The organism is Nitrospira sp. (genome assembly GCA_016873435.1).
Classification (GTDB): Bacteria; Nitrospirota; Nitrospiria; order Nitrospirales; family Nitrospiraceae; genus VGXF01.
In genome coordinates this window covers 46,033-69,817 of sequence record VGXF01000007.1, presented here as the reverse complement: position 1 = coordinate 69,817, position 23,785 = coordinate 46,033, and the positions used below count along the sequence as shown (strand labels likewise).

At 62.0% G+C, this 23,785-nt stretch carries 12 protein-coding genes; 6 read left to right on the top strand and 6 right to left on the bottom strand.

Translation table 11 applies throughout. The features are described from left to right. Positions 1-52: 52 nt before the first annotated feature. On the bottom strand, positions 53-4,891 hold the full coding sequence (locus tag FJ248_05885) for a hypothetical protein (protein ID MBM4120414.1): 4,839 nt from the start codon (positions 4,889-4,891) through the stop codon (positions 53-55). A 275-nt stretch (positions 4,892-5,166) separates the two neighbouring features. Here FJ248_05885 and FJ248_05880 point away from each other — a divergent pair, with 275 nt between their 5' ends. Together FJ248_05880 and FJ248_05875 are read left to right on the top strand one after the other, a co-directional pair. Then, the gene (locus FJ248_05880; GenBank protein ID MBM4120413.1) at positions 5,167-6,987 is read left to right on the top strand and encodes an APC family permease; all 1,821 of its coding nucleotides are present in this window, start codon (positions 5,167-5,169) and stop codon (positions 6,985-6,987) included. A 23-nt stretch (positions 6,988-7,010) separates the two neighbouring features. Next, the gene (locus tag FJ248_05875) at positions 7,011-8,048 is read left to right on the top strand and encodes a hypothetical protein (protein ID MBM4120412.1); all 1,038 of its coding nucleotides are present in this window, start codon (positions 7,011-7,013) and stop codon (positions 8,046-8,048) included. Here the strand turns inward: FJ248_05875 and FJ248_05870 are convergent. After that, entirely contained in the window at positions 8,021-9,472 is a 1,452-nt protein-coding gene (locus tag FJ248_05870) for a hypothetical protein (protein ID MBM4120411.1), read from the bottom strand. The genes FJ248_05875 and FJ248_05870 overlap by 28 nt on opposite strands. An 88-nt stretch (positions 9,473-9,560) precedes the next feature. Beyond that, positions 9,561-10,217, bottom strand: a complete 657-nt coding sequence (locus tag FJ248_05865) for a hypothetical protein (protein MBM4120410.1) — start codon at positions 10,215-10,217, stop codon at positions 9,561-9,563. A gap of 55 nt (positions 10,218-10,272) precedes the next feature. Here FJ248_05865 and FJ248_05860 point away from each other — a divergent pair, with 55 nt between their 5' ends. Further along, complete coding sequence (locus FJ248_05860) at positions 10,273-11,169, top strand: formylglycine-generating enzyme family protein (GenBank protein MBM4120409.1); 897 nt, start codon at positions 10,273-10,275, stop codon at positions 11,167-11,169. A 133-nt stretch (positions 11,170-11,302) separates the two neighbouring features. Here the strand turns inward: FJ248_05860 and FJ248_05855 are convergent, their stop codons facing one another. Together FJ248_05855 and gltB are read right to left on the bottom strand one after the other, a co-directional pair. Next, entirely contained in the window at positions 11,303-12,739 is a 1,437-nt protein-coding gene (locus tag FJ248_05855; GenBank protein MBM4120408.1) for a glutamate synthase subunit beta, read from the bottom strand. Between the two features lie 51 nt (positions 12,740-12,790). Further along, a complete protein-coding gene (gltB, locus tag FJ248_05850; protein ID MBM4120407.1) occupies positions 12,791-17,311 on the bottom strand; it encodes a glutamate synthase large subunit in 4,521 nt (1,506 codons plus the stop codon). A 156-nt stretch (positions 17,312-17,467) separates the two neighbouring features. On the opposite strand from gltB, the gene FJ248_05845 reads away from it, so the two are divergent. The 3 genes from FJ248_05845 to FJ248_05835 all read left to right on the top strand — a co-directional run bounded on the left by FJ248_05845 (position 17,468) and on the right by FJ248_05835 (position 22,904). Then, on the top strand, positions 17,468-18,472 hold the full coding sequence (locus FJ248_05845) for a polyprenyl synthetase family protein (protein ID MBM4120406.1): 1,005 nt from the start codon (positions 17,468-17,470) through the stop codon (positions 18,470-18,472). 299 nt (positions 18,473-18,771) lie between these two features. Further along, a complete protein-coding gene (locus tag FJ248_05840; GenBank protein MBM4120405.1) occupies positions 18,772-20,061 on the top strand; it encodes a DUF1015 domain-containing protein in 1,290 nt (429 codons plus the stop codon). Between the two features lie 299 nt (positions 20,062-20,360). Then, the gene (locus FJ248_05835) at positions 20,361-22,904 is read left to right on the top strand and encodes a heavy metal translocating P-type ATPase (protein ID MBM4120404.1); all 2,544 of its coding nucleotides are present in this window, start codon (positions 20,361-20,363) and stop codon (positions 22,902-22,904) included. Positions 22,905-23,005: 101 nt separating this feature from the next. Here the strand turns inward: FJ248_05835 and FJ248_05830 are convergent, their stop codons facing one another. Continuing rightward, entirely contained in the window at positions 23,006-23,782 is a 777-nt protein-coding gene (locus FJ248_05830) for an NDP-sugar synthase (protein ID MBM4120403.1), read from the bottom strand. Positions 23,783-23,785: the final 3 nt, after the last annotated feature.

Genomic DNA, 23,785 nt, shown 5'->3' with positions numbered 1-23,785 from the left:
GTGCTCCGGCTCCCCCGTCTGTGTCGTCCGTTTGATTACTCGAACGCGCGTCTTACCGCGTCGCGACCGGCGTCACGTGAGCCGGCGGCTCCGACTCCGCGCGCTTGGATCCCGCCGCAGCCCCCGACAGTGGCAGCAACCGCTGATCGCCCGACGGGAACACACGGAGATAACCCCACTGTCCCGACTGGGAGTACGGCAGCCGCTGGTTGCTGTAGGCGTAGTCGCCGGACAGCTTGTACGGACCGCCTGCCGACGGAATGAACGCATCCATGACTTCCGAGCCTGAGAACTCGACCACGCTGATCTGGTCGGCGCCCCGCATGTACGGCTCGATCGGCCACTCGTGCTTCTCGACGCTGAACATGCCGTTCTGCTCGTTGTTGACACCCAGCACGTGGATCCGGACTGGATCCCCCGCGTGCGCCTCGATGATCGGCGTTGCCGGGTCTTCAGGCTTGTCGGCCTTGCACGGCTGGAAGACTTTCCCCAGCGAGCAGCCTTTCTCCTCGCGGAACTTGTACGGCTCCGCCCGGTAGTTGACCCCAGTCAGGCCCGCCACGTTCTGCACATAGGGCATGAAACTGGTGCCGATGATGTTGTCTTCGTCCTGGAAGAACAGGGCCACGTCACGATAGTTCGAGCGGGTCTCGTTTCCCGAGATTGACCGATCGATGATGACGTCCGCCGCCCAGGCGTTCTTCAGAGAGACGTCCGCACCGGTCTTCGGGTCGCGATACTGCGAGCCCTTCGGCCCGATGATCACCGCGCCGAACAGACCGTTGCGCGGATTCGTCATCACGTTGCCCCAGTCCCACACCAGCGACGTGATTTCCCCCGTGAAGGGATCGGCGTAGTAGGTGTAGGTGCGGCTTTCGCCCGGCGCGATCGTCTGCTCGCCGCCGTTGTTGCCCACGTTCGCACCCAGTGAATCCTTGGGATCGAACGCCAACGAGATGGCTGAGAACGAGGCGCGGCCCGCTTTCATTTTGTTCTTCAAAGTCACCTTGATACAGTCCCCAACGTTTGCGCGGATCGTCAACGGCATCGGCTGTCCGCCGCTCGCCGCCGCCGCCACATCCCCCTCGAGGGCGTAAATCTTTGCCTCGGGGTTACGCAGCAGGATCTTCCGCTCGAAGTCCACCTCGATGGTCTCAGGCGCCTTCGGGTTGAAGTTCATTGTCGGGAAATCCTGGGCCACGACGTTGAACGTCTTCACAGGCGCATCCGCCGGGCACACCGGCAGCGGCGCCGGAATTTCGTTCCGCGCCGAGAAACCCGCCGGCAACTTCTGCAGATCCTTCTGCTCCTTGTCATGCACCCGGACCAGCCCCCAGCCGCCCTCAGAGAACTTTGAGGACCGGCCGTTGAAGTGGATGTAATCGCCCGCTTGGCCGCGGGGCCCGCCCGCCTTGGGCACGACGAGGTCGTACCGTTCGGCAATCCCGATGTGAATCGAGTTCTTGCGGTTTGCGTCACCCGCATAGCGCTCAGACAGGAACGTATGGCCCGACAGGGTCCAGACCATGCTCTCGTTCATGAGCGTATGCAGCAGGCGGAACACCATCGTGTCCCCCGTGTAGGCGCGCAGCAATGGGGTGTACGGGTCCCCGTGAATCTGGCTGTCGAAGATCCGGGAGGAATCCGGGTTTACCGCCAGCCGCTGGGCGATCGGTCCCGCGCGGAAGTTCAATCCGCTGCCGGTCGTATGCGTCCCGCCGTTCAGGAACGGCATGGGCGTCATATAGATCTTATCCGGCATCATGAAGGACACGGTCTTGCCCGCTTCCAGCGCCACTTCGACTGGCTGCCCGGGCGGGTTGCCAGCCGTAACGATGTTGACGGTGTGCGGCACGGTATCGTGCACCTGCACCATCAACTCGCGGAAACTGCCGTTGACGCCATGGCCCACCGGCTCGGCGGTATGAATGTCCGCCACGGGGCCGCTCCGGACTTCCTTGCCGGTCGCCGGATCATGATAGGTTGATCCGAACGGCTCGGCGATGAAGGTCCCGAAGCCGCCGTGCGGCCAGGTGGTCGCGCCGAAGGCGTGGTCGTGCCAGAACACTGTGCCCACGTCCGCATCCACCCAGAAACGCTGACGCACGAATTCCACCGTGACGATGTCACCCGCCGGGTGGTCGTTCCGCAGTGCCTTGGTGAGTGTGATCGTGTTGCCGTTGATCGCCTTGACGCGGGCAACCTCGTTACCCTTCACGTTGTCCGCGCCGACTAGGATTTCCGTGTTCACATGGAATTGGGCCGCGTTCTTCACCGCAATGCTCGTGGCCCCTTTCTTCGCGGCGCCCGTCATCGCCGTGTTCATGGGCGGTGGCAGGCCCTTCTTGTTCTTTTTCTCCAGCATCGTAAACGGCCGGACCGACTGCTCGTAGGAGAAGCCGGTGATCACGCCGTCCGACGACTGGTTGTCGAACTGCAGGAAGTGCCAGTGGGTGTTGATCTTCGACGACTGGAAGTTTGTGTAGTCGTCGTCGTCCCACTCGCTCGTCAGCGTCCAGTCCACGCAATCGTAGATATTGCCGCGGACGACCAGCGGCAACTTGAGGTCGTCGTTGGCCCGGATCGCCGCTTCCTCTTCATGCAGCACATAGATCAGGCCGTTCGGGTCCACCACGGGGGGTTCCTTACCCTGGGCCTTGGCCAGCTTGATCGGGGTTTTGATGAAGTGGACGTTGAAGTTCTTGTGACCCGCGTTTTGCGGGCACAGGCTCCATCGCCCGCTCTCGCCCGGCTTCGCCTGCTCGAGGCTCGGTTCGCCGTCCTCGTCCCGCGCAATCATTTCCAGCCACGGCGCGCCCACATGCCGGGGCGAGAACATCACCCGACGCCCAAAGTGCGGCGTCAGATGCGGCCACGCCACCTTGCCGGTCGTCGGCTCGAAGGTGATCGGATGCCGCTTGCCCGGATGGGTCGACTTGTATTTGGGATTGTCGATCGTATTCTCGCGTTCGCTCATCGCGCGATTGCCATCCCACATCCAGTCCAGCACCGTCGCGTCGTAGGCCAGCGTCTGGCCCTTTTCGTCGTCCTTATGGCCGGGCTTGCCCTGCGTCGGCAGCTGCATCTCCACCCAGTCATGGATGTTGATCACCGCCGGGTTGCCCTTCCAGTTGCTCTTGCCCTTGTCCGTGATCTTAAACATCTTGCCGAACCAATCGACCGTCTGACCAACCAGCTTGTCGGACGTGATCGGCATCTTGATGCGGCCCTTCCGGTCCGGCAACTCGCGCAGATCTGGCATCGTGTCGTTGCGCGCATCGCCGATTTGCAACGTGTTGTACACGCGCCAGTAGCCCCACATGCCCGCCACATAATGGTGGGCGACGTGACAGTGGAACAGGAAGTCGCCTGCCAGCTGCTGGCAGAGACCCGAGCCACACTCCGTCTCGAGATCGAGCGCTTCGGACGGCCCAATGACTTCGACGTCCACGCGGTCGGTCTTGGCGCGGATTACCGGATACTTCACCGGCCCGTTGGTGGCCGTAGCCCACAGGTTCATGTCGTCGATCGCCCGCGGGCTGCGCGGCCAGCGGATGGTGCCGCCGTGCGGATGGTGGCTGTGGAACACTTCCGAGCCGCCGTGCACGAGGCGGAACTTTGCCGGATCCCCCATATACGAGCGGGGGATCGTCGGGGACGGATCGCCAAACGTATATGAGCTGTACCCCATGGATTCGTCTTCGAAGCCAAAGTACTCGTGCTGAACGTGCATGTTGTTGATGCCGAACGGCTCGCTGCGATAATTGATCGAACGGCCAGCCGGACGATAGGCATCCGTCAGCGGGTCGCGCTGCGGGATGAAGTCGCCCTTTTTATTGTTGATACGGAACGCTTCGTCGCCGTTCTCGTGATAGATCAGCGCAAACTCCCGGAAGTCCGGGCCGCTGCCATTCTTGATGATGACCTGCCAGCCACTGCGGGCCGGGGTCGGATCGCCGGTGCCCAGGGGCTCTAGATACGTGGACCCCTTCGGCTCCACGACGAACACGCCGAACATGCCGAGCACGGTGAGCTCGCGGTCATTGCTGAAGCTGTGGAACTGACGGGCGCCCTCCTGCGTATTTGGGTGGATGTACCACTCCAGTTCTACCGCTTTGTTCTGCGCCACGATCGTGTCCGGATTGGTCGTGCTCGCGGCCTTGCCAGTCGCAGTTACCACCGTGCTGGAGCCGTGGATGTGGAGGCTGACGTCTTCGCCGCCTTCCAGCTTGTTCTGTAGCTTAAACTTCACGCAATCGCCCTGGTTGCCGCGGATGACCAGGGGCTGAATCCACTGGGACTGCACACCGGGCAGCACCGCGCCCGGATCGAAGCCCTCCTTCTCACGGGCTTCCTTGTTCTTGGTTTCCTCCGCACGAATTTTGTCCAGGTTCTCGGTCAACGCGTACATGTAGCCTGGATAAAAATCCAGCCACTGATTGAGCGTGATCTCGACGTTGATCGCCGAGATGTCGTAGGTCTTGACCGGCGCGTGCGCGGGGCAGCGGCCCCCCTGCATAACCACCGGTTCCTGACGCGGATCGGAGACCAGCAGCATGTCCTGCCCGCCGGCGCCATACTGATGCATCATGGACATATTATTGTATGCGCCGTTCACGTGCTGCGCCTGCGCGTCCTGCTCCAGCTGGCGCATGATGCGCTGGTGCTGCATCTCCACCTGCATGGCGCGCTCCGGACGGCCTTCCTTTGTGTCCTCAATAATGGTCTGCGCCTTGAGCTTCTCCGACCATTCCGGCGATGCCACTATCCCCGTCTTGTGGACATGGGGCGCAGGCGACTCCGCCGACGCGGCACCCGGCAGCCACAACAGGGCTGCGGCGGCCATCACGCTCAGCGAGCGAACGAACGTTGTAAGAGTGTGGTGAAACATGCACCGGCCTCCTTGCATTTCAATAGACTTCATTGTGGCTTCGGGTGGACGTGCTCGCGGGGGGTGGGGGCCTACCGTGTCACGTGATCCCGACTTATTACTTCTGACCCATAGTATTCATAAACAACTGATCGACAAATAAAACAACATTTCTACGATACTGAAAGTTGGTTAGGCCTGTCAACCCCCGCTTTTGCGCAAAAACCGGTTGCACAGGACCGACCTAAAGAACCGGTCGCACCGACTTCAAACTTGTGCCATAATGTCGTCACGTTATGCTGCTCAAACGGTTGCTGGTCGGGTCCCCCCTGAAAACTGCACAGGCCGAGCACGAACGGTTGTCCAAGCGCCTCGCGCTGGCCGTCTTTTCGTCGGACGCTCTGTCGTCCGTCGCTTATGCGACTGAGGAAATTCTACTCGTCCTGATTCTGGTTGGCGCCGCCGCGCTGAGCTATTCGATCCCTGTTAGCATCGCGATTGTTCTCCTACTGACAATCCTCACGCTCTCGTATCAACAAATCATTTATGAATATCCGGCCGGCGGCGGCGCCTACACGGTGTCGAAGGCCAACCTCGGCATTTGGCCGGGGCTCACGGCCGCCGCCGCGCTCATGATTGACTACGTGCTCACGGTCGCGGTCAGCGTCGCGGCCGGCGTGGCCGCGCTCACCTCGGCGGTGCCGGAACTATTGCCCTATCGCGTATCTGTTGGATTGGCTACTATCATTCTCGTGCTCGTCATCAATCTGCGTGGTGTGCGTGAATCGGGGATGATCTTCGCCACCCCCACCTACGCCTTCATCCTCTCGCTCTTCGCGATGCTGGGCGTGGGCGCGTACCAGCTCATGAGCGGTACCGCCACCGCTACCGCAGCCTGCCAGGCGGTTATTCCCGAGGCCACGGAAGCGCTCACGATGATGCTGCTGCTCCGCGCCTTTTCGTCCGGCTGTACCGCGCTGACCGGCGTGGAAGTCATTTCAAATGGCGTGTCGGCCTTCCACAAGCCGGAGCCGCGCAACGCCTCGATCACCATGGTCGGCATGGCCACAATCCTCGGCACGATGTTCATCGGCATTAGCCTCATGGCAGATCGCCTGCACATCACGCCCTGCGCCGATGAGACCGTCGTCTCGCAGATTGCCCGCGGCACGTTCGGCACCGGCTTCATGTACTACCTGATCCAGATTTCGACGATGCTAATTTTGTTCCTCGCAGCCAACAGCGCCTACAATGGCTTTCCTCGGCTGGCCTCGTTGCTCGCGCAAGACAGCTACATGCCGCACCAGATGGCACTCATGGGTGATCGGCTCGTGTTTTCCAACGGCATCGTCTTCCTCGGTGCCTTCTCCTGCTTCCTGATCTGGTTCTTCAAGGGTGACACCCATGCGCTGATCCCGCTCTACGCCGTCGGCGTGTTCCTATCGTTTACCCTCTCGCAGGCTGGCATGGTGAAGCGCTGGCTGGAGAAAAAAGGCCCGCACTGGAGAAAAAAACTGGCCATCAACGCCACGGGTGCGGTCGCCACCGGCATCGCCACGCTCATCATCGGTAGCACCAAGTTCATGCACGGCGCCTGGATCGTCGTCGCACTGCTGCCGCTGATCATGCTTTGGTTCCGATCCATCCACGCGCATTATCTGGCGGTCGACGAACAGGTCACGCTCGCGCGCGACCACCGCCCCCCGCAGCCACGTAAGAACACCGTCATTATCCCGATCAGCGGTGTGAATCGCGCGGTGATTCGTGCCGTAGACTATGCGCGCAGCCGGTCCGTAGATCTGCGCGCCGTGCTCGTAGACATCGACCCTGAGCAAACCGCCAAGATCGAAATCCAGTGGGCGCAGTGGGGCTGCGGCGTGCAGCTCGTCGTCCTGCCCTCGCCTTACCGCTCGGTCATGGCCACCCTACTCAATTATGTGGAGGAACAGTTGGAGCAGGACCCGCAAGGCTGGGTCACGGTCGTCATTCCAGAAATCCTTCCGGCCAAGTGGTGGCAGAACGTTCTCCACAACCAGCGCGCTCTCTTGCTCAAGGGCGCCCTGCTGTTCAAAGAACGGGTGATTCTCACTGACGTGCCATTTCACCTCGAGAGGTGACCGTGACGCGCGAACGGTATTGCATGAAGCGTTTGGACTGGAGCTTCATGTCAGGATTGCTTGCCCTCGCCATCGGCCTCGCCTACACACACACGGCCCTTGCCTTTAAGATTGTCGAACCGAGGGACGGTGCCACGGTCACGGCCGGCAAGTCCATGACCGCGAACGTGGATTTGGGACAGGACACTGGCGGCGTCCAGGTCAGCTATTATTGGTACGGCGAATTGGACGAAACGCTCGTCGAGCAGAAGGGCAACACTTCCGCTGGCGCCATTGTCAAAGTTGCTGCGCTCGTCGCCGACTCGCATCAAAATCCTCCCTTTGGCGGCGCGCTGACCGTACCGAAAGACGCCATTGGCCCCATGCGCCTACTGGCCGTCGCGGAAATTTCCCGCGGGCGACTCGGCACGCGGACCGTCTTCGATGAGATCCTCGTGAGCGTGGACCCGGGTTCAGAATTGACCGCGATCGATTTTGAAACCGATAAGCCGCTCAAACTCGGCCGCGCCGGACAGGCCGCCGCCTATGGGCAGATCGACTCACTGGGCAAGACGTTCGAGCTGCCGGTCATTGGCTCCTTCACAGACGGCATTGAACGGAAGATCAGCGCGCCTGCGTCTGGAACGACCTATCAATCTTCCGATGAGACCGTCATCAGGATTCTCGCCGACGGCTTGCTTCAGATTGTCGGCAACGGCAAGACTGTTGTCACGGTGACAAACCGCGGTAAGCAGGCAACGTTGGATGTCTTCGTTGAAGTGAACACCGAACCGAATGAGCTGCCCGTTGCCAACGCGGGACCGAACAAGACCGTGAAAGCTGGGGCCAAGGTCAAACTCTCAGGCTTAAAAAGCCACGACTTGGAAGGCGAGGCGCTGTTCTATCAGTGGAGCCAGGTGCGTGGGAGTAAGGTCTCACTGCTCGATGCGAACGGCCCGGAAGCGACGTTCCAAGCACCGCAGGTATCCGAAAAACGATTGTATCGGTTTCGGCTGAGGGTGACGGATGGGAAAGGGGCAGATTCGATGCCGGCCTATGTCGATGTCACGGTGGAGCCGTAGCGCGAATAGTCTTTGATCGAGTTCCTTGCCCGTGCGGTTGCGAGCGCCTTCCGATGGCGTGAGAGTTCTCGCCCATATTTTGATCGCAGGACGGCCCGCTCGAACGGTGCAATGCGGCGTGCGACCTTATCAATCTCCCGTTTCAGCGAACAGACTACGCCCCATCCGGCTGAAGTGAGCCAGCCGAGCGTCCGGGCATAGGCCAGATCCTTGAGCGAGTAGCGGACGGAGGCGACTTCTTCGAGACAGCGAAAGCGCGCGCGGAGAATCTGCTTGGGCGTGAGCCTTATCGTTCCGCGAACCGATCGCCCCTCGCCTCTCGCCTCGAACGACGACAGCCGCTCAAAGAGAATCGCGCCCATCGTGAAGGTGAACGTCGCATGGAGGATACCGCGCAGCGGGCGGAAGCTGCGGCGCCAAGGGGAATAAAAAATCTCCTGATTCCAGTCCATGCGATAGAGCACAGCTTCGCGCAACAAGAGATTCAAATGATGGTGGCTGTTTTCGTGAATCAGATCATCAATCAGATCAAGATCGTCTCGATCAAACACATTAATAAAAGATAGGCCTGGCCTGTGACGATAGCTAAAGCTGACAACGCCTTTTGCTTTTAACGGTACGATTCGATTGGTGAGATGGGCCAGCCCCTGTGCCCCCTTAGGCCAGGCCAACTCGATCGTGCCCAGGGCTCGCTGAATCCGAGCCGCGATATCGCCCCGTGTTGGGCTGATACGGGCAGGCGTCTTGTCCCGCTTATATATAATGGTAGGGCCAAGGGTCAGCCTGCCTGGCCCATCCGGTCCCCCCTGCCTGATCCAGTGCGGGGGCGCGACACGACCGTGCCGTAGTTCGACGCCCGCGCCGTCCAGCCCGACCGCTACGAAACCGGCCGGCTCGGCCCGCTCGAAATTAGGCTCCGTCACCCGAACCCTCTCCGCCTGGTTTGGCAACAGACCTGGGATGAGAAACAGGGCCTCCCGCTTCACGCTGCGCGCCAGCCGCGCACAGAGTGCGCCAAGGCGTGCAGATAATTTCGCAGGCTCTGGCTTTCTGTTTGGAAATAGTTCGTCGAGGTAGGTGTGCTCGTAGAACTGCTTATCGCAGGCAACGAGGAAGGATACGGCAAAATCTGCGGGAAACCGCTCTTTACTCAATTGCCACTGGACGTCTAGAAAATAGATGAGGTCGTTCAGCTCTTCGACCCAGCCGACGACTTTCCAGTTCGAGAAGTCTTCAGGCCTGAGCGCACGGCTAACTTCACGAAAATGACCCGGTGTCAGGCGTAGGGCGCGCGACTGGCGGCGATACCGCCCGGAGAGTTCCCTGCACAGATCGGACAGCAGCCGGCGCATGGACGAGCGGAACTCACCCTGAAGTGCCGCGAGCGCAGTATCGTCGAAGAGGCTACAGCGTTTCAGCGCCACCCTGCTCTTTCAGCCCTGCGCCCAACGAGACTGGGCATCTTGAAAATGATCATTGCGCCTCCATGCTAGCGCGGGACCCCGATCAATGCTAGGGGCCTTGCAATCCGGGTTCAGTCGTCCGCGCTGTCCAGAGCACCTCGGTCTCAGCGATCCTCCAGACTAGCCCCTGCCGCCGCAGCCAGATAAGCAGACCGCCGCCGCTGCCGTCCGGCCGGTCTTCTTCCACGAGGAGCAGCGCCTGGTCCTCCTTCGCGGTGTAGCCGATGCGGGAAAAGCGCAGCACGCCGATCGCATGCGGCGCACGCTGGGCCGGACGCTTGAACGACACCAGAATCGGCGCCAGCGAGACTTCCGCCTCCTCCGGCACGCCGTCATGGAAAAATTTCACCTGCGTGCCGAACGTGAACCGGCTCTCCAAGCGGGCCTGCGTTTTCAGTCCGGCAAAGAAACTAGCTAGAAGCTCGGCCGGCAGCCGGCCATCGAAGATGCCCTGCTCGTCGAAAAATTCCCGGCGCAGATATTCGCGCTCGTCTTTTTCACGCCGCGTCATCGTCATCCGCTCCACAAGCACGAGCGCCGTGTCAGACCGGAGGTACTTGGTCCGCACGACAAGGTCGTAGAGGGGGTAGTCTTCCTCGGGCACCGGGCCGGGCTTTGGGGCGGACGGTTCCGTCGCCGCAACACCCGACGTCACCATCGACAACAATATGGACAGCACGAGCACGGTGCGTGAGACGCATTGCATAGCCGCAGAATAACGCGGCTGGCGGCCTTTTCCAACATCCTGCTACAATCCGCCCATGCGTGCTGCATGGATGCTGCTCACCGGTGCGCTTGTTGTGGTCTGCGCACTGCCCGCAGCGGCCGAATCGTCTCCGCCGGCAGCGAAAGACCTGTCCGCCCGCTTGGCCGGCATTGCAAATCTTGGGATGCCTTCGCCCGCCCTTCCCATTGCCGCCGGCTGGTTTCTGATGGGGTCGACTCGCGTGGACGACGATCCCTATGGATTGCACACCCAATACGACGACACGGAATTACCGCAGCATAAAGTTTGGCTCGACGCCTATGCCATCGATCGCGACGAAGTCAGCCTCGGCGAATATCTCGCGCATCTCAGCAAACAACAGCGGCCGACACCAGACGAATTGCGGAAACTCATCTGGCACATGATCACGGTGCATGCAGCAACGGACGAGAGCCTGGCCCGCTGGCCCGCCCTCTACGTCACCTGGGCCGACGCAGACAACTTCTGCCGATCCATCGGTAAACGGCTGCCGACCGAAGCCGAATGGGAAAAGGCCGCACGCGGCGAGTCCGCGAACCTGTTTCCCTGGGGCACGCAGGCACCGGCAGACAGGCTGGCGGTGTTTGGCCAGTATCATGTGCATGAAATTCCGCTCGTGCAGCCCGTCGGCAGCGGCGAGACGGGCGCCAGCCCCTACGGGGCACGCCACATGGCCGGTAACGTGGCCGAGTGGGTGCAGGACTGGTTCCTGTTCGACTACTATGCCATCACGCCGAATCGAAATCCGGCCGGCCCGCGCGACGGCCGCTACCGGGGCGTACGTGGCGGCTCCTGGAAAAGCAAGCCGATGATGCTACGCGCGGCCACGCGCAGCGGCGCGCCGCCAGATCAGCGCGCCGCAACCGTCGGCTTCCGCTGCGCTGCGTCCGCACCTTTGTCCTCCCCCCGCTGAGCCGCGCGGCCTCCGTCGGCTAGGGCGGATTTACCCGTGCGGAGGTATTGGTCCCTTCCGGCGGCCTTCTTGCGACTCTTGCGGTCACTCCAGAGGATTACGTTGGACTACAGGGAAGGGAAGAGTCTCGAGTCTAGGCGGCAATGGTCTTGGCGGATTTACCAGCGCGAAGATACTTGTCCACTCCAGCAGCCATCTTGCGGCCCTCCGCGATGGCCCAGACGATAAGGGATTGCCCACGCCGCGTGTCGCCGCCAGCGAAGACGCCGTCGAGGTTGGTCATGAAGTTGTCGTCGGCCATGACATTGCCGCGCGCGTCATATTTGACGCCGAGGTTATCGAGCAGGCCGTTCTTCACCGGCCCCGTGAAACCCATGGCCAGGAGCACAAGATCGGCGCGCAACTCAAACTCGGTGCCAGGGATCGGCACAAACTTTCCAGCTTCGAACTTCACGCGATGCGCGTGGAGGGTCGTCACCTGCCCGTTGGGACCGGAGAATTTCGTTGTCGAAACGCTCCACTGGCGGTCGCAGCCCTCTTCATGCGCGTGCGAGCTGCGCAACTGCATGGGCCACAGCGGCCAGGGCGTGGAAGCGGCACGCTGTAGCGGCGGCTCCGGCAACAATTCAAACTGATGCGCTTCCGCACAGCCCTGTCGGTGTACCGTACCGAGACAGTCCGAGCCCGTGTCGCCGCCGCCGATGATGACAACGTTCTTGCCCGTGGCCATGATCGCCTCGGTGGTGACCGTGCGGCCAGCGTTGCGCCTGTTCTGTTGCACGAGATAGTCCATCGCGAAATGGACGCCCTTGAGCTCCCGCCCCGGCACCGGCAGGTCGCGCGGCTGCTCGGCGCCCATGGCGAGACACACGGCGTCGAATTTCTTCCGGAGCTCCTCGCCACTGATATCTTTCCCAATGGTCGCGCCAGTTTTGAAGACGACGCCTTCAGCGGTCATCTGCTCCAGCCGGCGGTCGATCACGTGTTTTTCCATCTTGAAATCTGGGATGCCGTAGCGGAGCAGGCCGCCGATCCGGTCGGCCTTTTCGAAAACCGTGACCGCATGGCCTGCCCGCGCAAGCTGCTGCGCCGCAGCCAAACCGGCCGGACCTGACCCCACGACCGCCACCGTTTTACCAGTGTTCGCCACCGGCAGAATCGGTTCCACCCAGCCCTCGTTAAAGCCGCGGTCAATCATGTTCCATTCAATGATGCGGATGGACACCGGATCGCTGTTGATGCCGAGTACGCAGGCGCCTTCGCAGGGTGCGGGACAGAGCCGGCCGGTAAACTCAGGGAAATTGTTCGTGGTATGCAACGCCTTGAGCGCGTCCTTCCAGCGCCCGCGATAGACAAGGTCATTCCACTCAGGAATCAGATTGACGACCGGACAGCCAGTGTTCCCCTGGCAGAAAGGCACGCCGCAATCCATGCAGCGCGCGCCCTGGATCTTGAGTTTGTCTTCAGAGATCGGCTCGTACATCTCCTTCCAGTCAAGTACGCGCAACTCGACCGGCTTCCGCTGCGGGCCCTCACGGGCATATTTCATGAAACCCTTTGGATCACCCATTCGCTTCGTTCCTCGTATCTCGTATCCGTCTTGCGCCCCACCAATGACGCATTACGCCGGATGGGCTGCCGCTTTCCGCTTCCGCTCTTCGAGAACACGCTTGTAATCCACCGGCATGACCTTCACGAACTTCGGCAGCATCGCCTCCCAGGCATCAAGCACTGCCTTCGCCTTGCGGCTACCGGTTTGCATGAAGTGCCTGGTGATGAGGCCATGGAGCAGTTGCTGGTCATCCTTCGCAGATACCGGTTCCAATTCGACCATGCCGAGGTTGCACTGGCCCTCAAACTTGCCGTGCTCGTTGAGCACGAAGGCCACGCCGCCGGACATGCCCGCCGCGAAGTTGCGGCCGGTCTTACCAAGCACGACCACCGCGCCCCCCGTCATGTATTCGCAGCCATGGTCACCCGTGCCCTCGACAACGGCGGAGGCGCCGCTGTTCCGCACGGCAAACCGCTCGCCGGCCATCCCGTAGAAGTAGGCCTCGCCCTGCGTCGCGCCGTAGAGCGACGCATTGCCGATCAGGATCGTGTCCTCCGGATTGAAAATGACGTGCTTCGGCGGATAGACGACGATCGTCCCTCCGGAGAGCCCCTTGCCAAGATAATCGTTGGACTCCCCTTCCAGGGTAAGCGTGACGCCGTGCGCGAGGAAGGCCCCGAATGATTGCCCGGCCGACCCAGTGAACGCGATCGAGATCGTGCCTTCAGGAAGGCCGGCCAATCCGTGCTTCTTCGCGATCGCGCTCGAGAGCATCGTACCGACCGTACGATTGACGTTCTTGATCGGCAGCGCGAGCGTGACTTTCTGCTTCTTCTCAATCGCCAGCGTGCACTTGTCGATCAACGTACGGTCGAGCACGTCAGCGATGCCGTGGTCCTGCTTCTGCTGGCAGTAGCGCGCGATGCCGTCTTCGACGTCCGGCCGGGTGAGCAGCGGCGTGAGGTCGAGCCCCTTGGCCTTCCAGTGATCCACCGCCTTGTGGATTTTCAGTTTGTCCACGCGTCCGACCATGTCATGGATTGTCCGGAAGCCCAGCTTCGCCATGAGCTGCCGCAACTCCTCAGCGACGAAGAAGAAGTAATTGACGATATGGTCCGGGCTGCCGGCGAACTTCTTGCGCAGCTCCGGGTCCTGCGTCGCGATGCCCACCGGGCAGGTGTTGAGGTGGCACTTACGCATCATGATGCAGCCTTCAACGATCAGCGGCGCCGTCGCGAAGCCGTACTCCTCCGCGCCCAACAAGGTCGCGATCGCCACATCGCGGCCCGTCTTCATCTGTCCGTCCGTCTCGACCCGGATGCGGCCGCGCAGATCGTTGAGCACGAGCGTCTGGTGCGTCTCGGCCAACCCCAACTCCCACGGCACGCCCGCATATTTAATGGAAGAAAGCGGCGAGGCACCGGTCCCGCCCGAGTCGCCGCTGATCAGCACCTTGTCCGCATGAGCCTTGGCAACACCCGCCGCCACGGTGCCGACGCCGACTTCGGAGACGAGCTTCACCGATACGTCCGCGTCGGGATTCGCGTTTTTGAGATCAAAGATCAACTGCGCGAGATCCTCGATGGAATAGATATCGTGGTGCGGCGGCGGCGAAATGAGCTGGACGCCTGGCGTGGAATAGCGCAGCCGCGCGATGTTCTCGTCTACCTTGTGGCCGGGCAACTGCCCGCCCTCGCCGGGTTTAGCGCCCTGCGCCATCTTGATCTGCAGCTCACGTGCATTGACGAGATAGTGCGTTGTCACGCCGAACCGCGCGGACGCCACCTGCTTAATGTAGCTATTCTTCGAATCGCCGTTGCCCAGCGCTCCGAAGCGCTCCGAGTCCTCCCCCCCCTCGCCCGTGTTACTCTTGCCGCCAAGGCGGTTCATGGCGATGGCCAGCGTCTCGTGCGCCTCCTTGCTGATCGAGCCGAAGGACATGGCGCCCGTGTTGAAGCGCTTCACGATGTCCTTGGCCGACTCGACCTCCTCAATGGGAATCGGCGTTGGCGCAAACTTGAACTCGAGCAGTCCGCGAAGATTCGACCGGTGCGTGCTCTCGTCATCCACCGCCTGCGAAAACTCGGCGAAAGTCTTCACGTCGTTGGCGCGGGTCGCGTGCTGTAGCTTGGCGATCGTCTCCGGATTCCAGTTGTGGTGCTCGCCCTGGATGCGGTAGTGGATCTCACCGCCGAAGTCGAGCTGTCGGATCGCTGCCGGCTCGTAGGCCAGGCGGTGTCGGCGCAGCGTTTCTTCGCCGATCTCGCGGATGCCGATGCCCTCGACCCGCGACGGTGTCCCGGTGAAGTACCGGCCGATCACGTCCCGGTTCAAACCGATCGCCTCGAAGATCTGCGCGCCGCAGTAGGATTGCACCGTCGAGATCCCCATCTTGGAGAAAACTTTCAGCAGACCCTTGCCGATGGCCTTAATGAACTTGCCCTCGGCCGTCGCGGCGTCGATGCCCTCTGGCAGATAGTTGTCGCGCTCCATGTCCACGAGGGACTCGAACACGAGATAGGGATTGATCGTGCCCGCGCCGTAGCCGATGAGGCAGGCGAAGTGATGGGCGTCACGCGGCTCGCCAGTTTCGAGAATCAATCCGACTTCTGTCCGCGTGCATTCGCGCACCAGATGATGGTGCACCGCCGCAATCCCGAGCAGGCTCGGAATCGGCGCCCAGTGTTCGTCCACGTCCCGATCGCTCAGAATGAGGAACTTGTAACCGTCCTTGATCGCCTGCGAGGCCTCCTTGCAGAGCGTGTCCACCGCTGACCCGAGGCCATCCGGCCCCTCTGCCACGCGGAAAAGCATGCGGAGCGTCTTGCTCTTAAAATGTGGATCGGCCAGTGTGCGGATCTTTGCCAGGTCCGCGTTGGTCAGAATCGGCTGCTGGACCTTGATCCGGCGGCAGGATTCCGGCCGCTCGTCCATCAGATTCGGCTTGGGGCCGATATTGGTGACCAGCGACATGACCAGCTGCTCGCGGATCGGATCGATCGGTGGGTTCGTGACCTGCGCGAAAAGCTGCTTGAAGTACTTGAACAGCAGCTGCGGTCGTTCGGACAGCACCGCCAAAGGCGTATCTGTCCCCATGGAGGACACGGGCTCTTCGCCAGTGACGACCATCGGTGTAATGACCATCTTGAGTTCCTCGACCGTGTAGCCGAAGGCCTGCTGGCGCTGGCGCGTGGTTGGATGGTCCGGCTGCGGCACGTTGAGCGGAGCGGGGAGCTCGTCGAGCGAGATGCCGTACTGGCCAACCCACGAGCGGTATGGCTTGCGCCCGACGATATCGGCCTTGATCTCCTCGTCGTCCACGATGCGGCCCTGCGCCGTGTCCACGAGGAACATGCGGCCCGGCTGAAGACGGCCCTTGAGACGAATGTTCCGCGGATCGACCGGCAGCACGCCCGCCTCGGACGCAAGGACCACGAGCCCGTCGGTTGTCACCTGATAGCGGCAGGGCCGCAGGCCGTTGCGATCCAGCGTGGCACCGATCAGTTTTCCGTCAGTGAAGCAGACCGCCGCGGGACCGTCCCACGGCTCCATCACCGCCGCGTGATACTGATAGAAGCCACGGCGGTCGAGATCCATTTGCGGATTGGCGACCCACGGCTCCGGAATCAACATCATCATCGCGTGCGGCAACGACCGGCCACCCAGCACGAGGAATTCGAGCGCGTTGTCGAGGCAGGCCGAATCGCTCTGCTGCTCGTAGACGATCGGGAAGAGTTTTTCCGCGTCCTTATTAAACAGGTCGGACTGCAGCCGCCCCTGCCGGGCCTTCATCCAGTTGACGTTGCCCTTGAGCGTATTGATCTCGCCGTTGTGGCAGATGTAGCGGTACGGATGCGCCAGCGGCCAGGTCGGAAACGTGTTCGTGCTGAAACGTGAGTGCACCAACGCCAGCGCGCTTTTCAGACTGCTGTCCGCAAGGTCCTGATAGTAGGCCGCCATCTGCTCCGGCAGCAGCAGGCCCTTGTAAACGATGGTGTTGGCTGAGAGGCTGGGGATGTACCAATACTCGCGGCCCTCGATGGCAGACTCACGCACAGCCCGCTCAGCGCGCTTACGGATGATGTAGAGCTTCCGTTCGAACGCGGCGGCGTCGAGTACGTCGCGCGCGATGAAGAGCTGCCGGATTGCCGGCTCCGTACGCCGTGCCTGCTCACCGATGGCGTCGCTCTTGACCGGCACGTCGCGCCAGCCGAGGAACCGCGCGCCCTCCTGCCCCACGATTTTCTCGACCAGCGACTCGCACTGTTTCCGGGCCGCCGCGTTCGGCGGCAGAAACACCATGCCAACGCCATACTCGCCCGTGCCAGGCAGCTTTACGCCCGCATCAGCCGCGGCGCGGGAGAGAAACTCGTGCGGCACTTGAAGAAGAATGCCGGCGCCGTCGCCCGTGCAGGGATCGCAGCCCTGCGCACCGCGGTGCGAAAGGTTCACCAATACCTGGAGACCTTGCTCGACAATGCTGTGCGACTTGTCGCCCTTGATGCTTGCGACAAAGCCGATGCCACAGGCATCCTTCTCAAATTGCGGATCGTAGAGACCCTGTTTGGGAGGCAGTCCCGGAATGTTCATTTTTAGCGTGAAACGTCCGTGTATTGTTTCCCAAACTTACCGGACGCCCTTCAAATCTGTCAAGCCATGAATCGCGCTCAACTCCGCAATTCCGAACGTGAAATTCGCCGTTTCGGTGCTTGACAACACCCGCGCCGCTCCCTCAGACTCGCCCCCATGTCACAGGGTCCCACGACTTCGACGCTGCGCACGATGACCGACGTGTGGGCGACATACCGCACGGAGCTCCACAGCGTCGATGATCACATCCGCCTGAACCTCGATTCCTCTGTCACACTCGTCAACACTGTCGCCGCACACATTTTGAGCAGCGGCGGCAAGCGCATCCGGCCGCTTCTCCTGTTACTCTCAGCCCGGCTGTGCGGCGATACATCCTCCGATCCGCACCGCCTCGGCAGCCTCGTCGAGTTCATTCACACCGCCACACTGCTGCACGACGACGTCGTGGACGACGCCGACCTGCGCCGCGGCCGGCAGACCGCCCGGAAGGTGTGGGGCAACCAGATCAGCATCCTTGTGGGTGATTATCTGTACTCGCACGCGATGCGTCAGATCGTCACGTTCAAGAACCAGGCAATCAACGAGACGCTGGCAGAGGCTTGCCGCAGCATGGCGGAGGGCGAGGTGCTGCAGCTCTACCATCATCGCAGCATCGCCATGACCGAGGAGCACTATATCCGGATCGTCGAGCACAAGACTGCGAGCCTGATCGCCGCCGCTTGCCGTATCGGCGCAATCTCTGGTCGGGCCTCTGAGGAACAGCGCACCGCGCTGTTCCGGTTCGGCGAATACATCGGGATCGCGTTTCAAATGGCGGACGACACGCTCGACTACATGGCCGACGGCGCCTCGCTCGGCAAAACGCTCGGAAAAGACCTGTTCGAGGGCAAGATCACGCTCCCGCTGCTTCATCTGCTGCAGCACTGCGCCGAGCCCGACCGGAAGATGATCAAAGATCGGCTGGAAACCCGGACGCTATCCGACACCGACCTGAAACAGATCATCGCGCTGATGCAGGACTACGGCTCCATCGCCTACGCGATGGACCGGGCGCGGGCCTATGTTGCCGCGGCCACACGGAGCCTGGACCTGTTCGAAGAGTCGCCGGCCAGACGCGCGCTGGTGATCGTGGCCGATTACATGGTCCACCGCGACCGATAGCTCTTAGGCAGTGATGCGTTACAAGTAACGTCCGCGTACGAGTCTGCTTTATGACTGCTGCACCTCTCACGCATCACTCATCGCACCTCACTCGTCACTCACCACTCTTTCCCTCCCCTCGTGGCGCGGGTTGGCGACGTGATCACCACCGCCGGGGGGCGCTGCTACTGAACCGTACGCACGCGGACTCCAGCGCACAGCAACTCGCGGCCGTCTGGGTGAAGGCCGGCATCGGCTCGCACGAGTCGATCGAGGTTTTTCGTTTCACTGTCACACGCCATCATTAAGAAGGAGCGCGCATGGCCAACCTGATTCCATTCCGCGGTGTCCTCTACAATCCGGCGAAGGTGCCGGACATCAGCCGGGTGGTCGCGCCTCCCTACGACATCATCGACGCCGTCTTCCAGCAGGCGCTGCACGACCGTCACGCGAACAACGTCATCCGGCTCGAGCTGGGGCAGGATCATGCCGGTGATAGCCCCGCAAACAACCGCTACACCCGTGCGGCCGCAGCGCTGAAAGAGTGGATGGCGCACGACGTGCTCCAACGCGACCGTGAACCGGCCATCTATCCCTACATGATCGACTACCGCTCGCCGTTCGATGAGCCCGGCTCTTCGACGAAGATCCTGAAGGGATTTTTCTCGACTGTCGAATTAGAGGAATTCGGCACCGGGAAAATCTATCCGCACGAAAACACGCGCGCCGCCGCTAAGACGGACCGATTGCATTTGATCGAAGCCTGCAGTGCCAATTTCAGCGCGATTTTCTCATTGTTCTCAGACCCGAACGGAGCGGTTGTCTCACTCATCGACAAATCCGTCAATGCGGACAAGCCGCGCGTCAACTTCACGGACGACGAGGGCTTCCGCCAGCGGCTCTGGGCCATCACGGACAAGGCCGTGCTGAACGAGATCGTCGCCTTTGTGAAGGCTACGCCGCTCTTCATCGCCGACGGCCATCACCGCTATGAAACCGCGCTTAATTACCGCAATAGCCAGCGCGGGCGCGCCGGCTCCGCGAAGGGCCCGAAGCCCTACGACAGCGTGCTGATGCTCTTTGCCAGCCTCGAGGATCCGGGCCTGACCGTCCTGCCGACACACCGCGTGCTCACGACGCCAGTGCCGGCGCTCCCTGAGATCATGCGGCTGCTTGGCGACACGTGCGCCATCGAAGAAGTCTCTTCAAAAGATTTTCTCAAGACGTTGCGGCAGCGCGGGCTGAACGCACCCGTCTTCGGTCTGGTGCTCAAGGGCACAGCCTCCCCGCTGTTATTGACGGTGACGCCCGCTTACAGACCGACAGGTTCCTCAGAGCGCGACAAACTCGACGTGTCGCTTCTCCAAACGCTTGTGATCAACAAGCTCTGCCCGAGCGAAAAGGAGCAGCACGCGCTGATCTATACGAAAGACGACCGCGAAGCGATCGATCTTTCCGTCCAGGGCCGAGCAACCGCGTCGTTGCTGCTAAATCCGACCAAAGTGACCGAAGTCCGCGCCGTGGCCGCAGCTGGCGAACGCATGCCGCACAAATCCACGTACTTCTTTCCCAAGCCCCTCACCGGCCTCGTGATGAACGTAATGGAGTGAGTCGCTGAGCCCGTGGAGCAGGGCTGCCCCACAACTCTAATCTACTTTACCCAACACCCCTCCCCAGCCTAATCCGTCGGCCACCTGATGCAGGCGGCGAGCGACTGGGGCTTCAGCGAACTTACCTCGCCCGGCTTATCAAACAACAGGGCCTCTGCGTCACCAATTCCCATCGAAGTTGTTTTCCACGCCACTCGGGTTATCTGCTACCATAGCGTCGCGTAGGTCCGCGGCAAGGAACGGCGCTCTCTTCCTCTGCCCTCGTGCTCGTGCTCGTACCTCTTGTTGTAGAATACGATATGGCCATTGACCCTGTTTGCGGAATGTTTGTGGATGAAACGACGGCTGTCGCAACAGCGGTTCATAAAGGCACGACCTATTATTTCTGTGCGCCCGGCTGCAAACGGCGCTTCGAGGCTGAACCGGAAACAATTCTGAAGGCCGGGCCGCAGGGCATGCCCGCCCCTCCCGCCGTTCAGATGGTGACGTTGGGCCTGACATGCAGGCGAGAGGACAGCGGCAAGGGACTCGAGGCATTTCGTCCGAACCCGCTGCCTTTAGATGCTCCCTTGCCCCTCGTCTCTCGCCCCTCGCCTGACCAAACGCTGACCATTCTCATCGACGGTATGTCCTGCGCGTCCTGTGTCGCCCGGATCGAGCAGGGTTTGCAATCACTTCACGGGGTCACGCAAGCCTCCGTCAATCTGGCGACCGAGCAGGCGGTGGTGGACTATCAGCCCAGCACGGTCACACCCGACGCCATTGCCGATGCCATTCGCGCACTGGGCTATACGCCGCACCTGCCGGCCCCCCCCACAGCCGGCGCCGCGGCACCAGCCATCAAAAAAGACGACACCTCGGGACGACTTGTTCTCGAGTGTCTGATCGCCGCTGCACTCACCGTGCCTATCATGATACTGGGGATGGCCGAGCATCTGATCATTCCGGTGTCCGCGGCCACACGCGGCTGGATTCAACTGGCGCTCGCGACGCCCGTGCAATTCTGGGTCGGCTGGCGGTTTTATCGCGGTGCGCTCGTCGTCGCCCGGCACGGCGCAACAGACATGAACACGCTGATCGCCTTCGGCACCTCGGCCGCCTATCTATACAGCGTGGGCGCGGTGCTGGCTCCGTCGTTCTTCGCGGCGACCGGAAGAGAGCCAGCAGTCTACTTCGACACCTCGGCCACCATTGTGACGCTCATTCTATTTGGCCGCCTGCTAGAGGCGCGAGCGAAGGGCCGGGCATCGGAAGCCATCCGCACATTGGCTAGCCTGCAACCGAAACACGCGCGCGTGGTCCGAAACGGACATGAGCAGAATCTCCTGGTGGAAGAGCTACGGGTCGGCGATCTCCTCCTCGTCCGGCCGGGCGAAAAAATTCCCGTGGACGGCATCGTCCGCGAGGGCGCCTCCGCTGTGGACGAATCGATGGTTACGGGCGAAAGCCTGCCGGTGGACAAGCAGCCGGGCGACCGCGTTATCGGCGCGACGCTCAACCGCGAAGGCGGTCTCCGCATCGAGGCCAGGCAGGTGGGCCGCGACACGATGCTGGCGCAGATCATCCGGATCGTGGACCAGGCCCAGGCTGCCAAACCGCCGCTGGCGAAACTGGCCGATCGCATCGCCGCCGTCTTCGTGCCGGCGGTGTTGGGAATTGCAGCGCTTACTTTTATCCTCTGGCTCCTGCTCGGCCCCACGCCGGCCGTCACACACGCGCTGCTCAATGCCGTGGCCGTCCTCATCATCGCCTGCCCCTGCGCGCTCGGATTGGCAACACCCACCTCCGTCATGGTCGGCATCGGCCGGGGAGCCGAGCACGGGATTCTCATTCGAGGCGGCGACGCGTTGGAGCGGGCACAGGCCCTCACGGCCGTCGTGCTCGACAAAACTGGCACCCTGACGCGGGGTGAACCGTCTGTGGGCGCCATTCTGCCCTGTGCCGACAAATGGACCGCCGAGCAGATTGTGGCGCTCGCAGCTTCGGCCGAGCAACAGTCCGAACACCCGGTGGGCGCCGCCATCGTCCGCCACGCGCAGGCGCAGGGCCTGCCGCTGCAGCCAGTACGCGGCTTCGCGGCTATTCCAGGCCACGGCATCCGCGCGACGGTGGGCAACACGACGGAATCGCAGGCCGTGTTGCTCGGCAATCTCCGCCTGATGGAACACGAGCAGGTGCCGGTGCCCGATCAAGCCCGGCAGGCGGCGCAGCATCTGGCGGCTACCGGTGTGACGCCGATGTACGTCGCGGTCCGGAAGGTGTCAGATCCGGCAACCGCCACCCGCATCATCGGTCTCATCGAGGTGGCCGACACGTTGAAAGACCACGCCCGCGAGACGGTGGGAGCCTTGCGCGCGATGGGATTGGAGACCATACTGCTGACCGGCGACCACAAGCTCACCGCCCAGGCCATCGCCGGGCAGTTAGGCATCACGCGCGTGCTGGCGGAGGTGTTGCCGGACCAGAAGGCCAGGACGATTCAGCAACTGCAATCAGAGGGACATGTTGTGGCAATGGTCGGTGACGGCATCAACGATGCGCCGGCCCTAGCCCAGGCGGATATCGGCATCGCCATTGGCACTGGCACCGACGTTGCCATGGAAGCTGCGGATCTGACGCTTATTACGGGTGATCCGCGCGGCATCGTGACCGCCATCGCCCTCTCGCGGGCGACTACGCGCAACATCAAACAGAACCTGGCCGCCGCCTTCGTCTACAATGTGGTGCTGATCCCGGCGGCTGCCCTGGGCCTGCTCAGCCCTATGTGGGCGGCCGGAGCCATGGCCCTCTCCTCGGTCAGCGTGGTGGGAAACGCCCTTCGCCTGCGCCGTTTTTCCGCCTAAGTGTTCGACGCACAGAGCCAACAATTTAGCCCGCTTCCGGAAAAGGCCAGCTGGCCCGATGCCTTTCCGCAGATTCGTTGCCATCCTTTCCGGTTTTGCGTTCACCTCGTCGTCAGATCGATCGCGCCATTCTCAGCATCCCGCTGCGCCTGCGCGTAGCGTTCCGGCGTGCCGATGTCAGACCAGTAGCCGGAAAATTCATATGCCTGAATTGTCTCTCCGCCCTGAATCGCACCGACATAAGCCTCGATGATCGACGACTGGCGGCCCGCAGGCACGGCCGCGAGCAGCCGCGGATGCACGATGTGCACACCCGCAAACATCCGCTTGCGAACTGCCCCCTCCGGCTGCCGACCCCGTCCGTTGATGCGGACGATGCGATTCGAACCATCCACCTCCAGCACGCCCCAACGGTCGGCGTCGGCATCCGCCCGCAGCGCCATCGTGGCCAACGCGTGGCCGGCGCGATGCGCGGCCATCATGGCGCTGAGATCGATCTCCAGCAGCGTGTCGCTGTTGAGAACCAGAAACGGCTCCCCGCCCAAGAACGGCTCGGCCTGCTTCAGTCCGCCGCCTGTGCCCAACAGCACCGGCTCGCGTGAATAGGTCAGCCGCATACCGAGCGACGATCCGTTTCCCAGCTCCTGCTCGATCAGATGCCCCAGATGATGGAGATTGATGATCGCCTCGGTGAGACCGTAACGCCGAAGCAGCAGAAGATTCCAGACGATCAGCGGCCGGCCCGCGACTGGCAACAACGGTTTGGGCAAGGTCTCCGTCAGCGGCCGGAGACGGACACCAAGACCCGCCGCGAGGATCATCGCTCGCACGGCATGCTCATGCAGGCAAGAGACGAGCGACAAGTGGCGAGAGGGCATCCC

Excerpts from the sequence above, each read along its gene's own strand:
- FJ248_05885 (MBM4120414.1), bottom strand. The coding sequence starts at position 4,891 with ATGTTTCACCACACTCTTACAACGTTCGTTCGCTCGCTGAGCGTGATG.
- FJ248_05880 (MBM4120413.1), top strand. The coding sequence starts at position 5,167 with ATGCTGCTCAAACGGTTGCTGGTCGGGTCCCCCCTGAAAACTGCACAG.
- FJ248_05875 (MBM4120412.1), top strand. The coding sequence starts at position 7,011 with ATGAAGCGTTTGGACTGGAGCTTCATGTCAGGATTGCTTGCCCTCGCC.
- FJ248_05865 (MBM4120410.1), bottom strand. The coding sequence starts at position 10,217 with ATGCAATGCGTCTCACGCACCGTGCTCGTGCTGTCCATATTGTTGTCG.
- FJ248_05860 (MBM4120409.1), top strand. The coding sequence starts at position 10,273 with ATGCGTGCTGCATGGATGCTGCTCACCGGTGCGCTTGTTGTGGTCTGC.
- FJ248_05855 (MBM4120408.1), bottom strand. The coding sequence starts at position 12,739 with ATGGGTGATCCAAAGGGTTTCATGAAATATGCCCGTGAGGGCCCGCAG.
- gltB (MBM4120407.1), bottom strand. The coding sequence starts at position 17,311 with ATGAACATTCCGGGACTGCCTCCCAAACAGGGTCTCTACGATCCGCAA.
- FJ248_05845 (MBM4120406.1), top strand. The coding sequence starts at position 17,468 with ATGTCACAGGGTCCCACGACTTCGACGCTGCGCACGATGACCGACGTG.
- FJ248_05840 (MBM4120405.1), top strand. The coding sequence starts at position 18,772 with ATGGCCAACCTGATTCCATTCCGCGGTGTCCTCTACAATCCGGCGAAG.
- FJ248_05835 (MBM4120404.1), top strand. The coding sequence starts at position 20,361 with ATGGCCATTGACCCTGTTTGCGGAATGTTTGTGGATGAAACGACGGCT.
- FJ248_05830 (MBM4120403.1), bottom strand. The coding sequence starts at position 23,782 with ATGCCCTCTCGCCACTTGTCGCTCGTCTCTTGCCTGCATGAGCATGCC.